The sequence below is a fragment of the Telluria mixta genome (assembly GCF_029223865.1).
Taxonomy (GTDB): Bacteria; Pseudomonadota; Gammaproteobacteria; order Burkholderiales; family Burkholderiaceae_D; genus Telluria; species Telluria mixta.
The window spans coordinates 2,678,049-2,692,221 of the sequence record NZ_CP119520.1 but is presented as its reverse complement, the minus strand read 5'-3'; the positions used below and the strand labels follow the sequence as shown (position 1 = coordinate 2,692,221).

Annotated in this window: 10 protein-coding genes; 5 read left to right on the top strand and 5 right to left on the bottom strand. The window is 67.8% G+C overall.

Translation table 11 applies throughout. From position 1 onward, the window contains the following. Positions 1-41: 41 nt before the first annotated feature. Together P0M04_RS11990 and P0M04_RS11985 are read right to left on the bottom strand one after the other, a co-directional pair. Positions 42-2,354: an NADP-dependent malic enzyme gene (locus P0M04_RS11990; RefSeq protein WP_259450697.1), complete on the bottom strand. Its 2,313-nt coding sequence runs from the start codon at positions 2,352-2,354 to the stop codon at positions 42-44. A gap of 132 nt (positions 2,355-2,486) precedes the next feature. Next, positions 2,487-3,023, bottom strand: a complete 537-nt coding sequence (locus P0M04_RS11985; protein WP_259450696.1) for a carboxymuconolactone decarboxylase family protein — start codon at positions 3,021-3,023, stop codon at positions 2,487-2,489. 112 nt (positions 3,024-3,135) lie between these two features. Here P0M04_RS11985 and P0M04_RS11980 point away from each other — a divergent pair, with 112 nt between their 5' ends. The 3 genes from P0M04_RS11980 (at position 3,136) to thiL (ending at position 7,282) form a co-directional block, all read left to right on the top strand. Then, positions 3,136-4,068 (top strand): AraC family transcriptional regulator, encoded by a 933-nt coding sequence (locus P0M04_RS11980; RefSeq protein WP_259450695.1) that lies wholly within the window; start codon positions 3,136-3,138, stop codon positions 4,066-4,068. Positions 4,069-4,232: 164 nt separating this feature from the next. After that, entirely contained in the window at positions 4,233-6,221 is a 1,989-nt protein-coding gene (locus P0M04_RS11975) for a hypothetical protein (protein ID WP_259450694.1), read from the top strand. Between the two features lie 86 nt (positions 6,222-6,307). Continuing rightward, positions 6,308-7,282, top strand: a complete 975-nt coding sequence (gene thiL, locus P0M04_RS11970) for a thiamine-phosphate kinase (protein ID WP_259450693.1) — start codon at positions 6,308-6,310, stop codon at positions 7,280-7,282. Between the two features lies 1 nt (position 7,283). On the opposite strand, the gene P0M04_RS11965 is transcribed toward thiL, so the two are convergent. Genes P0M04_RS11965 through P0M04_RS11955 form a run of 3 tightly spaced genes read right to left on the bottom strand, consistent with a single transcriptional unit; the run spans position 7,284 to position 12,408 of the window. Then, entirely contained in the window at positions 7,284-9,866 is a 2,583-nt protein-coding gene (locus P0M04_RS11965) for an EAL domain-containing protein (RefSeq protein WP_259450692.1), read from the bottom strand. Beyond that, the gene (locus P0M04_RS11960) at positions 9,863-11,869 is read right to left on the bottom strand and encodes a sensor histidine kinase, YfiR-like protein-associated (RefSeq protein WP_259450691.1); all 2,007 of its coding nucleotides are present in this window, start codon (positions 11,867-11,869) and stop codon (positions 9,863-9,865) included. Before P0M04_RS11960 ends, P0M04_RS11965 begins: the two co-directional genes overlap by 4 nt. 5 nt (positions 11,870-11,874) lie before the next feature. Further along, positions 11,875-12,408 carry a TOL_0243 family YfiR-like periplasmic protein gene (locus tag P0M04_RS11955; protein WP_259450690.1) on the bottom strand — a complete coding sequence of 178 codons (534 nt, stop codon included), beginning with the start codon at positions 12,406-12,408 and terminating at the stop codon, positions 11,875-11,877. Positions 12,409-12,786: 378 nt separating this feature from the next. Here P0M04_RS11955 and P0M04_RS11950 point away from each other — a divergent pair, with 378 nt between their 5' ends. Next, on the top strand, positions 12,787-13,269 hold the full coding sequence (locus P0M04_RS11950; protein WP_036236278.1) for a CinA family protein: 483 nt from the start codon (positions 12,787-12,789) through the stop codon (positions 13,267-13,269). Between the two features lie 2 nt (positions 13,270-13,271). Next, a complete protein-coding gene (locus tag P0M04_RS11945; protein WP_259450689.1) occupies positions 13,272-14,171 on the top strand; it encodes a metallophosphoesterase family protein in 900 nt (299 codons plus the stop codon). The last annotated feature ends 2 nt before the right edge of the window (positions 14,172-14,173 follow it).

Below are 14,173 nucleotides of genomic sequence, written 5' to 3'. Positions count from 1 at the left end.
TTTCGTCACAGGTGGCAAATTTGCAACACAAAAGTGTTGTATCAACGCTCCGAGACGGCGTCGACGACGCACAGCGCCGTCATGTTGACGATGCGGCGCACGGTGGCCGACGGGGTCAGGATGTGCACCGGACGCGCGCAACCCAGCAACACCGGGCCGATGGCGATGCCGCTGCCGGCCGCCGTCTTGACCACGTTGTAGGCGATGTTCGCGGCTTCGATGTTCGGCATGACGAGCAGGTTGGCGTCGCCCTTCAGCGTCGACTGCGGCATGATCTTGGCGCGCAGCTTCGAATCCAGGGCCGTGTCGCCGTGCATCTCGCCGTCGACTTCCAGGTCCGGCGCCTTCTGCTGAATGAGGGCCAGCGCGGCGCGCATCTTCTTGGCCGACGCGCTGTTCGACGTGCCGAAGTTCGAATGCGACAGCAGCGCCACGCGCGGGTTGATGCCCAGGCGTTCCAGCTCCTCGGCCGCCATCAGCGTGATCTCGGCCAGCTCTTCCGCGGTCGGGTTCTCGTTGACGTGGGTGTCGACCATCGCGATCTGGCGCTCCTGCGTGATGATGAAGTTCAGCGCCGCATAGACGTTGCTGCCGGCACGCTTGCCCAGCACCTGGTCGATGTATTGCAGGTGCACGTCGGTCGTGCCGTAGGTGCCGCAGATCATGCCGTCGGCGTCGCCCTTGTGGATCATCATCGCGCCGATCAGCGTGTGGCGGCGGCGCATCGCCAGGCGGGCGAGGTCTTCCGTGACGCCCTTGCGCATGACCATCTGGTGATAAGACTGCCAGTAATCGCGGTAACGCTCGTCGAAGTCGGGGTTGATGACGTCGAAGTGCTTGCCCTGCTTCAGGCGCAGGCCGAATTTCTCGATGCGCTTTTCCAGCACGGCCGGACGGCCGACGAGGATCGGCCGAGCCAGGTTCTCGTCGACGACGACCTGCACGGCGCGCAGCACGCGCTCTTCCTCGCCCTCGGCGTAGACGATGCGCTTCAGTTCGGCCGGTGCGGTCTTGGCGATCTGGAACAGCGGCTTCATGAAGCTGCCGCTGCGGTAGACGAATTGCTGCAGGCTCTCCGCGTACGCGGCCAGGTCGGCGATCGGACGGGTGGCGACGCCGCCTTCCATCGCGGCCTTGGCGACGGCCGGTGCGATGTGCGTCAGCAGGCGCGGGTCGAACGGCATCGGGATCAGGTATTCCGGACCGAACGACAGGTTCGAGATGCCATAGGCCGACGCCACGATGTCCGACTGTTCGGCGTGGGCCAGGTCGGCGATCGCGTGCACGACGGCGATTTCCATTTCGCGCGTGATCGTCGTCGCGCCGCAGTCCAGCGCACCGCGGAACATGTACGGGAAGCACAGCACGTTGTTGACCTGGTTCGGGTAGTCCGAACGGCCGGTGGCGATGATGACGTCGTCGCGGACGGCCTTCGCGTCTTCCGGCAGGATTTCCGGGTTCGGGTTGGCGAGCGCCAGGATCAGCGGGTTCGGCGCCATCTTCGCGACCATCTCCGGCTTGAGCACGCCGCCGGCGGACAGGCCCAGGAAGATATCGGCGTCGGGGATGATCTCGGACAGCGTGCGGTGCGGGGTGTCCTGCGCGAAGCGTTCCTTGTCCGGGTCCATCAGCTCGGTGCGGCCCTTGTAGACGACGCCGGCGAGGTCGGTCACGTAAATATTCTCGATCGGGAAGCCGAGGTCGACGGCCAGGTCGAGGCAGGCCAGCGCCGCCGCGCCCGCGCCGGACACGACCATCTTGCACTTCTTGAGATCTTTATTGACGACCTTCAGGCCGTTCAGGATGGCGGCGCCGACGATGATCGCGGTGCCGTGCTGGTCGTCGTGGAAGACGGGGATCTTCATGCGCTCGCGCAGCTTGCGCTCGATGTAGAAGCACTCGGGCGCCTTGATGTCCTCGAGGTTCACGCCGCCGAACGTCGGCTCCAGCGCGGCGATCACGTCGATCAGCTTGTCCGGATCGTTCTCGTTGATCTCGATGTCGAACACGTCGATGCCGGCGAACTTCTTGAACAGCACGCCCTTGCCTTCCATGACCGGTTTCGAGGCAAGCGGGCCGATATTGCCCAGGCCGAGCACGGCGGTACCGTTCGAGATCACGGCCACGAGGTTGCCGCGGGCCGTATATTTATACGCGGTGGACGGGTCCTTGACGATTTCTTCGCACGGCGCGGCGACGCCCGGCGAGTATGCCAGAGCCAGGTCGCGCTGGTTCAAGACGGATTTGGTCGGGGTGACGGCGATCTTGCCGGGAGAGGGAAACTGGTGATACTCGAGCGCGGCAGCCCGCAGTTGTTGACGAAGTTCTTCTTTTTTATCGATTGACGAATCCATGCTGTGCTGCCTTCCTGAAGACCGGGGGTCTCCGATTTTAGCAGAGTGTCACCAACTCCCGTCTACGTATTTCTTGGTATCGACAGTCATGACCAAGGCCGGGTAGCATGGCACCCGGCCCATTTTCCCGCGTCAGGCAGGCGCTTTCGGGAAGTCCACCACCGTGTCGTTGATGCGGTTCAGCAGGTTCGTGAACGTGATGCTGGTGATCGCGAAGATCGTGTCCACCACCTGCGCATCCGTGTAGCCGGCCGCCTTGAACGCATCCACCACCGGCTGCGGCACCGTGCCGCGGGTGCCCGCCACTTCACGCACGAACGTCGACAGCGCGTCCAGTTTCGCATCGCCGCCCGGGTTGCCTTTGCGTGCAGCGAGGATCGCGTCCGGGCTCAGGCCGGCCACCTTGCCCATCAGCGTGTGCGCGGCCAGGCAGTAGTCGCAACCGCTCACTTCGCTGACGGCCAGCTTGATCACTTCGATCTCTTTTTTCGACAGGCTCGTGTCGGCCAGTTTCGCATCGAAATTCAGCAGGGCCTCCAGGGCCACGGGGCTGTTGCTGCCGATCGTGTCGTACGCGTTCGGGACCTTGCCCAGTTTCGACTTGATGGCGGTGAAGAGTTCGGCGGTACGGCCGGTGGCGTTGGCACCCAAGGCATTCAGACGGCTCATGATCTTTCCTTTCGTTGTGGGTTGGTGTGGAAAGAAGTCTAGGCCTTTGGATCTATACGATGAATGCCCGGATGCTGCGATAATTTGCTTGATCGTCTCATTCGGATAAAACATGGACACACTCAGCCGCCTGCTTTCCCTCTACACGATCCGCACCTCCCTCGACATCCGCTGCGAGCTGGCGGCGCCCTGGGTGCTGGACGAGCCGGCCGCGACGCCCGGCGTGGCGCCGTTCCACGTGATCGTCGAGGGCGATGCGCGCGTGGACGTTCCCGGTCATGACTCGCTGGAGCTCACCACCGGCGACGTCGTCGTCTTCCCCGCCGGCAGTGCGCACCGCCTGCACGCCGGGCCCGCCGAAGACGCCGCCCCGGTCCGTCCGCTCGCCGCAGAGGGTCCGCTGCAGCGCAAGGGCAATGAAGGCATGGGGCCCGCCACTGCCATCCTGTGCGGCAGCTTCGTGTTCGACGGCGCGGCGCGCCAGGCGCTTGCGCGCGCGCTGCCCGACGTGATGGTCGTGCGCGCCAGCCGCGCCGACGACTTTCCCGGCCTGCACGCGCTCGTACGGCTGCTGCAGCACGAGACGACGCTGGTGCGGCCCGGGGGCGACGTCGTCGTCGCCCAGCTGTCGGGCGCCCTGTTCGCCCTGCTGCTGCGCGCCTGGCTGGCCGGCACGGGCCATGAGGCGCGCGGCCTGTTCGCCGTCCTGGCCGACCGGCGCCTGGGCAATGCGCTCGCCCGGATGCTGGAATCGCCCGAGCGGCCGTGGAAAGTGGAAGACCTGGCCGAGGCGTGCCACATGTCGCGCGCCACGTTTGCCCGCCTGTTCGCGCGCCTGTGCGGCATGCCGCCGGCCGACATGCTGACCCAACTGCGCATGGCGCGCGCCGCCCGCGCCCTGCTGCAGGGCGACGGCGCCGTCGGCGACGTGGCGCTGGCCGTCGGCTACCAGTCGGAAGCGGCGTTCAACCGCGTATTCAAGCGCCATTACGGGATCGGCCCCGGCGGTTACCGGCGCACCCTGCGCACATCGGCCCAGGTCTGACCCAGGCGCCGTCGACGTCCGCGCCGTCTCTTCCTGCCTGTTGCTGTTTGCACCAATTGTTACGCGCTACCCGTCACGCATTTGCGCGTCCTCAGCGTTGTCATCTTCGGTCAACCTAGAGTGGGCTCAGTCTGTAACATTTTTCAGGCAAAAAGGAAGCCACCATGAGAGACCATCGCATCAAGGGATTTTCCCTCCGCAGGCCGGCGCTGGCCGGACTCGCCGCATTGCTCGCCGTCAGCGTGAGCGGCACCTCCGGCGCGGACGACACGGCCACGACGGCGAACGCAACGGCAAGTGCCTGCAGCGCTGCAAGCGGCAGCCCGGCGCGACGCACATGCCGCTACAGCATCATCAACCTCGATCCGGAAGGCGGCGCCGCGGCCTTTCTCAACGAGCGGGGCGAAGCCGCCGTGGGTTCGTTCGTCTTCGGAACAAGCCGCTTCTTCGACGGCGACCGCCTGCACGACATCGGTTCGCTCGGCGGTGGCTTCACGTCTATTGCCGGCCTGAACAACAGGGGGGTGGTGGTGGGCGAATCAAGCGATGCCAGCGAACCATTTCCTCGAGTGTTTGGGTTCCGCTGGACCGTCGCCGGCGGCATGCGCGCGATCCCGGGGTCGGACGCCGGCCGCGTCCTTGGCCTCAACGACCGCAACCAGGTCGTCGGCTCCCTGTTCGCGCCGGGCGTTACGGCACGTGCGGTACGCTGGGACGCGAACAACCGGGTCGTCAATCTCGGACCGTTGCCCTTTTCGCTCTCGGAAGCCGAGGTCATCAACGACCGTGCGCTGGCCGGCGGCTATACCGACTTTGCGGACGGCACCATCCACGCCAGCCTGTGGACCGCTACCGGCAAGACCATCGACCTCGGCACGCTGGGCGGCACCCGCGCCTTCACGCAGCACATCAACAAACGGAACGAAGCGGCCGGCTATTCCGACAATGCGACGAATGACAACGAACTGGGCTTTTACTGGAGCGCCCGCGATGGCGTCGTGCCGACCGGTGCGCAAGGTTTCCCGACCCGCCTGGTCTCCGCGCTGAACGACAAGGGCGAGATCACGGGCGACACGGATGTCCCGGGCGGGAGCGCGGCCTATCTCTGGTCGCGTGCGCGCGGCCTGACGCTGCTGCCGCGCGCGGGCGCCGCGTTCAGCGATGCGTTCGACCTCAACAACAAGTCGCAGGTGGTCGGCGGGCTCGGCGGCGGCGGCCCGGTCGACGAAGCACGCGCGGTCCGGTGGGACGGCCTCGCGAATCCGGTCGACCTGAATACGCTGCTGTACCGGCCGCCTGCCGGCCTCGTGCTCAACGCCGGCGCCGCGATCAACGACGCCGGCGTCATCCTGGCCTATTCGAATGCCGGACTGGTCATGCTGCGGCCGGGCACGCGAGGCACGGACGCGCCCGTGCTCGGCCCGGTCACGGGCCTGCCGTTCGCCGTCGACGTCGGCCAGGACGTCCACCTGACACTAAGCTTCGTCGACAATTCCGCTACCCAGACCCACAAGGCCGTGGTCGACTGGAACGACGGCTGCCCCTCGCCCGCTCCCGTGGTCACCGAGTCGGGCGGCACGGGCCAGGTTACATTCCAGCACCGTTTCTGCGCGGACGGTTATTACTTCCTGACGGTACGCGTAACCGATTCCGGCGGCCGGACGACCGAGACGCGCAGGGACGTGGTCGTCAATTCGCCCGGGCTCGCCACGGTCGGCGGCCGCGGCAATCTGGTACGGGCAGGCGCTCCCGGCGGGTCGAGGGTGCCGCCCGTGCATTTCACATTCTGGACGCCGGTGGGCAATACGGCGGCGGGAAAGAGCGGCAAGCCATTCGTCCGCTTCGACGGCCCGTTCCAGTTCCGCAGCGACCGGATCGGCACGACGACGCGCAGTGGGCCAGAGGCGCACCTTGAAGGCACGGGCAGCCTGAATGGCCGCACCGGATATCGATTCGTCGTCGACGCCACCGACGGCGGCCAGCGGCAGGCCGGCGGCAGCGACAGCCTGCGCGTGCGCATCACGCATACCGATGCGGGTGGCAAGGAAGTGGTGGACTACGATAATGGCGTGGTACCCGCGGCGGGAATATCCGCTGCAACGCGTACGAAGCGGACGCCGATCGAGAGCGGCGACATCGTACTGCGGAATTGACGCGCCCGCGCGCCGGCACCAGGGTCCCGGGCAGACGGGGAGCGCCTGCCCGGGACGTTTTGCATGCGCCGGATTAGAATCGCGGGATGCTCTCCGAATTCGACCTCATCAAACGCTATTTCCAGCGCGACCGCGCCCCCGGCCCGAACACCGCCCTCGGCATCGGCGACGATTGCGCGCTGTTGTCGCCCACGCCCGGCAAGGTGCTGGCCATCTCGTCCGACATGCTGGTCGAGGACCGCCATTTCTTCGCCGGCGCCGATCCGTACACGCTCGGGCACAAGTGTCTCGCCGTGAACCTGTCGGACCTGGCCGCGATGGGCGCCCGGCCGCTCGGCTTCACGCTGGCGCTGTCGCTCCCCGCCGCGGAGCCCGACTGGCTCGACGCCTTCTCGCGCGGCCTGTTCGCGCTGGCCGACGCCCACGGCTGCGAACTGCTGGGCGGCGACACGACCAAGGGTCCGCTGAACGTCTGCATCACGATCTTCGGCGAACTGGCGCCCGGCCAGGCCTTACGGCGCGACGCCGCACGTGTGGGCGACGATATCTGGATCTCGGGCACGCTGGGCGATGCGCGCCTGTGGCTGGCCGCGCGCCGCAGCGAGGTCGCACTGGACGCCGCCGACCACGCTGCCACCGGCCAGCGCATGCACGCGCCGGCGCCGCGCATAGCGCTGGGGCGCCTGCTCGCGGAAGGGAACCTTGCGCACGCGGCGCTGGACATCTCGGATGGTCTCGTCGGGGACCTGAAGCACATCCTCGCCGCGTCGCGCGTGGGTGCCGTGCTGGACGTCGATGCGCTGCCGGCCGGCCCGGCACTGGCGCGCCAGCCGATCGGCCTGCGCCGCCGCTTCGCCGCGGCCGGCGGGGACGATTACGAATTGTGCTTCACGGCGCCGGTGGCGCAGCGCGAGGCGATTCAAGCGGCCGGTGCGGCCTGCGGGACGGCGGTGACGCGCGTGGGGTCGATCACTTCCGAACCGGGCTTGCGTCTCGTTGATGGGGACGGCGCAGAACTTGATTTGCAGCTGGCGGGGTGGGACCACTTCAGCCCGGGTTGATTCACGCTGCTTCCTCGTCCCCCCGCGGCGTCTTGCGGTCATCGTACGGCCCGTGCGTGAGCCAGTACTGGCGGAACGCGAGCCGCACGTTGTCGCGCAATTCCGTCTCGTTCCACGGCTTCGTGTAGAAGCGGTAGATGGCGCCGCGGTTGATCGAATCGAGCACCGTCTCCACGCCCGTGTAGCCGGACAGGATGATGCGCATTGTGTCCGGATACATCTCCTTGACCTTGCTGAGGAATTCGGTGCCGTTCATCCCGGGCATCTTCTGGTCGCACAGGATCACCTGCACGTGGTACAGCGCCAGCAGCTCGAAGCCCTCGGACGGCGACGCGGCCGTCAGCACGCGGTAGTTGTCGCGCCTGAACAGCCGGTGCAGCGCGCCCAGCACGTTGATGTCGTCGTCCACCAGGAGCAGCGTCTGGACATTGCGGTCGTCCTCCGCCGGCCGCGTGGGCTGGGCGCGGTTTTCCAGCACCAGCCGGGCCAGGTCGGCGGGTAGCAGCGCGCGCGAAAAATGAAAGCCCTGGATCTCGTCGCAGCGGTGGCGGCGCAGCAGCGCCATCTGTGCACGCGATTCCACGCCCTCCGCGATCACCTGCATGTGCAGGCTGTGCGCCATGCTGATGATGGCCAGCGCGATCGCCGCGTCGTCCGGGTTCGTCGTGATGTCGCGCACGAACGCGATGTCGATCTTCAGTTTGTCGATCGGGAAGCGCTTCAGGTACGCGAGGCTCGAATAGCCGGTGCCGAAATCGTCGATGGCGATGCGGATGCCCAGCGTCTTCAGGCGCTCCAGTACCTGCACCGTATGCTCGAAGTTCGACATCAGCGCGCTTTCCGTCAGCTCCAGTTCGAGCAGGCCCGGGTCCACGCGGTGCTCCGCCAGCGCCGCGCGGATGTCGCCTTCCAGGTCCCCTTCGACGAACTGGCGGCTCGACACGTTCACGGCCACACGCACGTCGCGCACACCCTCGGCGTTCCACGCGGCGATCTGGCGGCAGGCCTCGCCGATGATCCACGCGCCCACGCGCACGACCATCCCGGTGTCCTCCATGACAGGCACGAATTCGGCCGGGTACACGAGACCGACACCGGGACGGCGCCAGCGCAGCAGCGCCTCCACGCCGGTCACGCGGCCCGTGTTCAGGTCCAGCTTGGGCTGGTAGTGCAGCTCGAACTGGTCGCCGTCGATGGCCGCGCGCAGCGCCAGTTCCAGGTCCAGGCGCGCCAGCACCTGCACGTTCATCCCGGCCGTGAAGAAGCGGTAGCCGTCGCGGCCCGCCTCCTTCGCGCGCACCATCGCCACGTCCGCGTATTTCACCAGCGTACCCGGATCGGTGGCGTCGTCCGGGTACATGGCGATGCCGATGCTGGCCGTCAGCACGGCCTGCTGGCCGTTCAGGTCGAACGGCGCGCGCAGCGCCTCGCGCACCTCGTTGGCGACGCTGACCGCTTCGTCCTCGGTCTGCTCGCGCGTCATCGTGAGGATCAGCGCGAACTCGTCGCCGCCGAGGCGCCCGATCGTGTCGCGCAGGCGCACGCAGCGCACGAGCCGCGTGCTGAACTGGCGCAGCAGCTCGTCGCCCAATGCGGGACCGAGCGAGTCGTTGACGATTTTAAAACGGTCGAGCGTGATGAACAGCACGGCGATGCGCCAGTTTTTATCCTGCGCGAGTTCGATGGCGTCGCGCAGCGTGTGGAAGAACAGGCTGCGGTTCGGCAGGCCGGTCAGGCTGTCGTAGTTCGACATGTGTTTCAAACGCTGCGCGGCCTGCAGGCGCTCGCTGACGTCGCGCGCGACGGCGATCAGGATGCGGTGGCTGTTGTCCTGCTGCTGCAGCTGCCAGCTGATCTCGACCGGCACGGCGCCCTGCCCGTCCGAGCGCAGCAGCTCCGTCTCGACGATGTCGTGCTCGCGCGACGTGGAAGCCGGGTCCGCATAGCGTTCGAGCTGCACGCGTTCCGCGAGTCCCAGCGCCACCGGATCGATGCGCAGCAGCGCCTCGCGCGAAAAACCCAGCATGCGGCAGGCGCCGTCGCTGACGTCGACCATCGCCATCGTGCGCGCGTCGACGAGGAAGATGGCGTCGGTGGTCGCGTCCATCGCGCCGCGGAAGCGCTGCAGCTCGGCCGTCCGCTCGCGCACCGTGCGCTCCATGCGCGCACCGTAGTCCTGCGACTCCTTGTGGAACAGCCGTACTTCGAGCAGGTTGCGGATGCGCGTGAGGACCTCCACCGTGTCGAACGGCTTGCCGATGAAGTCGCGCGCGCCCGCTTCCAGCGCGGCCAGCTTCTTGTCCGGCTCCGCCGTCACCACGAGCACGGGCAGCCAGGACTCGCGCTCCATCGGTTTCAACGCTTCCATCACGTGGAAGCCGTCCATGTGCGGCATCTGCAGGTCGAGGATGATCAGGTCGTAGCGGTGCTGCAGGTGCAGCGCGGCCACCTGGCGCGGATCGGTGGTGCTGGCGACGTTCTCGTAGCCGCTGGTCTTGAGCAGGAACTCGAGCAGCTGCACGTTCACCGGCTCGTCGTCGACGACGAGGATGTGCGCGCGGCGGATGTCGGTGGGGGAAATCATGGGGTCGTCCTCATTCGGGCTGACAGTACGGCGTCGATGGCCTCGTTGAACTGGCCGATGTCGATCGGCTTGGTCAGGTAGTACGCAAAGCCGAGCGCCAGCGCGCGGTCGATGTCGGCGCGCATGGCGTTGGCGGACACGGCGATGGCCGGGATCCGCGCGGTCTCGGGTTCGCGGCGCAGTTGCGCCAGGACCTCGAACCCGGAGAGGCCGGGCAGGTTCAGGTCCATCAGGATGATGTCGGGTTTCTGGCTGCGCGCGAGCGACAGGCCGAAGTGGACGTCGGGCGCGCTCACGAGGTGCAGGTCGGACCGGAAGCGCACGATCTCCTGCACGAGCCTCAGGTTGGCCGGATTGTCTTCGATGTACAGCACCGTATGCGGCTGCCCAGGCGCGGCGCCGTCCGCCGACACAGGCGCCGACCGTGCGGCAGGCGGCGCGGCAGGCAGCGCGCCGTCCGCACCGGCGACGGCCAGCTCGATCCAGAACACGCTGCCGACGCCCGGGCTGCTGGTGACGCCGATCTCGCCGCCCATCAGCTCGACGAGGCGGCGCGTCACCACGAGGCCGATGCCCGTGCCTTCCTGCGTGCCCGCTTCCTGGCCCAGGCGGTTGAAGGGCTGGAACAGGCCGGCCACCTGCTCGGGCGTCAATCCGACGCCGGTATCCTGCACGGACACGCGCAGGCGTTGCGGCGCCGGCTGCGCACAGTCGACGACGATGGCGCCGCCGTCGCGGTTGTACTTCACCGCGTTCGACAACAGGTTCAGCAAGACCTGCTTGAGACGCGTGCGGTCGGCCTGCACGCGTACGCTGGGCGCTGCCGGGAACAGCACGCGCACGCCGCGCGCGGCGGCCAGCGGCGCGATCATGCCTTCGCATTCGGCCAGCACCTCGGCCAGCAGCACCGGCTCCATCGACAGGCTCACGGCCCCCGCCTCGACCTTGGCCAGGTCGAGGATCTCGTTGATCAAGGTGAGCAGGTGCCGGCCGGATTTCAGGATGTGGCCGGAGAATTCCAGCTTCTGCTCGGGCGTCGTGGGCATGTCCTTCGATGCCAGGATCTGCGCGAAGCCGAGGATGGCGTTGAGCGGCGTGCGCAGCTCGTGGCTCATCGACGACAGGAACGCGGACTTGGCCTGGTTGGCGTTTCTCGCTTCGTCGATCGCCAGTCCCAGTTCCGAGTTGGCCAGCTCCAGCTGGGCCGTGCGTTCCTGCACGCGCGCTTCCAGGCCTTCGTTCAGGCGCACGATCTCGCGGTTCGAGTCTTCCAGCGCGCGCGTGCGCTGCTCGATCTCGGTCAGCATCGCGTTGAAGGAATCGACGAGTTCCGCCGCCTCGTCCTCGCTGATGCGCGGGGCACGCCGCGAATAATCGCGCCGCGTCACCACGTCGCGCGCGATGCGGGTGATGGCGTCGATGGGCGTCGTGATCGTGTGGCCGAGGCGGCGCACGAGCAGCCACGCGGTGAACAGGGCCAGCACCGTCACGCACACGCAGATGACGAGGTAGTCGCGCATGCGTTCCATCAGCTGGTTTTCGGAGCGCAGGTAGACGGTACCGAGCAGGTCGCCGTTTTCGCTGATCGGCTTGTACAGCACCAGTTCGTCGCCGCTCCCGACATAGGTTTCCGTGCCGCCCGCATGCACGGGCCGGCCGCCCTTCGCGGGCCGCACCGGGAACGTACTGTCCGCGCCGGGCGCCAGATAGGTCGCGAACAGCGCGCCCTTCTCGTCGTAGATCGCGGCGGCGCGCACCGACGGCCGGCTGCGCAGCAGGGCCAGGTTCTCGCGCGCCAGGCGCGCATCGTCGAAAGCCAGCGCGGCCGACGTCATGTGACCCACCAGTTCGGCCTGCGTCGCCAGGTCGTTGAGCAGAGCGTGTTTATAGCTGCGCAGGTCGTAGGCGACGACGGTGCCGACGGAGACGGCCAGCGCGGCGAGCGTCGTCGACATCACGATCGTGACGAGTTTTTCGCGGATCGAGCGGCGCGGACGGATCATGGACGTCACCGCGTCGCCAGCGCCAGCAGGCGCGCGCTGATGCGCAGCTGCGCGGCCATCGCTTCGAGCCGGTCGATGCGCAGCCGCAGGCGGTCGCCGTCCGCCACCAGTCCGACGACGCAGCCGGGTTCGGGGATGCCGTCGCAGACTGTCAATACGGGCCGGCTGCGCACGGCTTCCAGCAGCCGGGCGCGCGCGGGCGATGCGGCCACGAACAGGACGTGCAGGCCGGGAGGCAGCGCACGCGGGTCGACGCGGCGGACGGCCAGCGGGCGGCCATGCACGAGGCGGCCCGTCATGAACTGTGCGGCTTCGATGGCCAGCGCGTCGTTCCCGGCGACGCCGACCAGCAACGGCGTGCCTGCGCGCGCGAACGCGGCGTCCGGCCAGTCGACGAACGTGGCCACACGGTACAGGTAGGCCGCCTTGAGCTTGTGCTCAGGCGCGCCCAGGGGGGCTGCGCCGGCCTGGGCGGCACCCGCGAGGATCAGCAGGCACAGCGCCACCCGGCGGACAGGACGCGCGGCTGCAAGGGACAAGACCATCACGAGAATGCCGGCCCCGGATGGTCATGCGCGAAACGGTCGAGCGGCATGCAAGGTCCTGGTTCGGTCAATGAACAACACTGCGGGGCTGCCCGCAAGGCGAGCAGCATAGCAGCACGACCGGAAGTGATGTCGCACAGAACGGAGCCGGGTATTTGCACCGGTAAAGACATTTGCGTTTGTAAGGACGGCAAAGACATAACCGCAAGAATGGCTTTTCGTTAAGATTCCGACGCCGCACGGCGGGAAGGCGCGCTAGAATGGACGCGAGCGCGCAGCGGATCTTCCGCGACCGGCACACGGCGGCGCGCCCGGTTGGATCCTGGAGACCTGGCGGTTCTCTGCTACCGCCATTACAAGGAGGAGCGACACGTGACGAACGACATCATCGACCTGGCCACCCGTGTGGGCCGGGCACTCGAATCCAAGAACCTGCTGCTGGCCACCGCCGAATCCTGCACCGGTGGCGGCGTCTCCCAGGCCATCACGGAAATTCCCGGCTCGACCGGCTGGTTCGAATGCGGCTTCGTGACGTATTCGAACGCCTCCAAGACGGAGATGCTGGACGTGCCCGCCGCGCTGATCGCGCAATTCGGTTCCGTCAGCGAGGAAGTCGCGGGCGCGATGGCCGAAGGCGCGGTCGCGAACAGCAATGCCGACGTGGCCGTATCCACGACCGGCATCGCCGGCCCGACCGGCGCCGTGCCCGGCAAGCCCGTGGGCACGGTGTGCTTCGGCTGGTCGAAGGGCGACACGACGTACACCGAACGCCTCGTGTTCTCCGGCGACCGCCACGCGGTACGCGAGCAGACGGTGGCGCACGCGCTGGCCGGCCTCCTGCGACTGCTCGAGTAAGGATGCGCCGCCCGCCGTTGCGTGCTGCGGCCGCGCTCCTGGCGGCCGTATCCGTGAATGCGGCCGCCGCGGATCCGGACAAGGGCATCACCGTGTACGCGGCCGGCGACATCGCGCGCTGCGCCCATCGCGACCCGGCGTATTCGGGCGCGGCCGACACGGCCGCCACCGTCGCCGCCGGGCTCGCGCAGGACCCGCAGGCCGTCGTACTGGCGTTGGGCGACCTGACCTATCCGCGCGGCGCCATGAAGGAATTCACCCACTGCTACGCGCCGACGTGGGGCCGCTTCAAGGACCGCACGTGGCCCGCGCCCGGCAACCACGAGTACTACACGCCGGGCGCCAAACCCTATTTCGACTGGTGGGGCGCGCGCGCCGGCCGCGGCTACTACAGCTTCGAACTGGGCACCTGGCACGTCATCTCGCTGGACAGTAACCTCGCCCCGGCCCAGCACGCGGCCCAGCTGGACTGGTTGCGCGCCGACCTCGCCGCCCACCCCGCGCGCTGCACGCTCGCCTACTGGCACCATCCGCTGTACAGCTCGGGCGGGCACGGCAGCATCTCGAAGATGCGCGACGCGTGGCAGCTGCTGTACGCAGCCGGCGCCGAGCTGGTGCTGTCCGGCCACGACCACGACTACGAACGCTTCGCCCCGCAGGATGCCGATGGCCGGCTCGACCCGACGCACGGCATCCGCCAGTTCGTCGTCGGCACGGGCGGCGCCTATCCGACGCCGTTCCTGTTCACCGTCGCGCACAGCGAAGTCCGCGACAGCAACCGCACCGGCGTGCTGCGCCTGCGCCTGTACGCGGGCGGCTACGGCTGGGAATTCGTCGAGTCCACGCGGCTCTCCACCTTCAGCGTCGTCCCGCCCGACCGCGGCAGCGCCGCCTGTCATTAATA

Excerpts from the sequence above, each read along its gene's own strand:
- P0M04_RS11985 (WP_259450696.1), bottom strand. The coding sequence starts at position 3,023 with ATGAGCCGTCTGAATGCCTTGGGTGCCAACGCCACCGGCCGTACCGCC.
- thiL (WP_259450693.1), top strand. The coding sequence starts at position 6,308 with ATGCTCTCCGAATTCGACCTCATCAAACGCTATTTCCAGCGCGACCGC.
- P0M04_RS11990 (WP_259450697.1), bottom strand. The coding sequence starts at position 2,354 with ATGGATTCGTCAATCGATAAAAAAGAAGAACTTCGTCAACAACTGCGG.
- P0M04_RS11960 (WP_259450691.1), bottom strand. The coding sequence starts at position 11,869 with ATGATCCGTCCGCGCCGCTCGATCCGCGAAAAACTCGTCACGATCGTG.
- P0M04_RS11965 (WP_259450692.1), bottom strand. The coding sequence starts at position 9,866 with ATGATTTCCCCCACCGACATCCGCCGCGCGCACATCCTCGTCGTCGAC.
- P0M04_RS11980 (WP_259450695.1), top strand. The coding sequence starts at position 3,136 with ATGGACACACTCAGCCGCCTGCTTTCCCTCTACACGATCCGCACCTCC.
- P0M04_RS11975 (WP_259450694.1), top strand. The coding sequence starts at position 4,233 with ATGAGAGACCATCGCATCAAGGGATTTTCCCTCCGCAGGCCGGCGCTG.
- P0M04_RS11945 (WP_259450689.1), top strand. The coding sequence starts at position 13,272 with ATGCGCCGCCCGCCGTTGCGTGCTGCGGCCGCGCTCCTGGCGGCCGTA.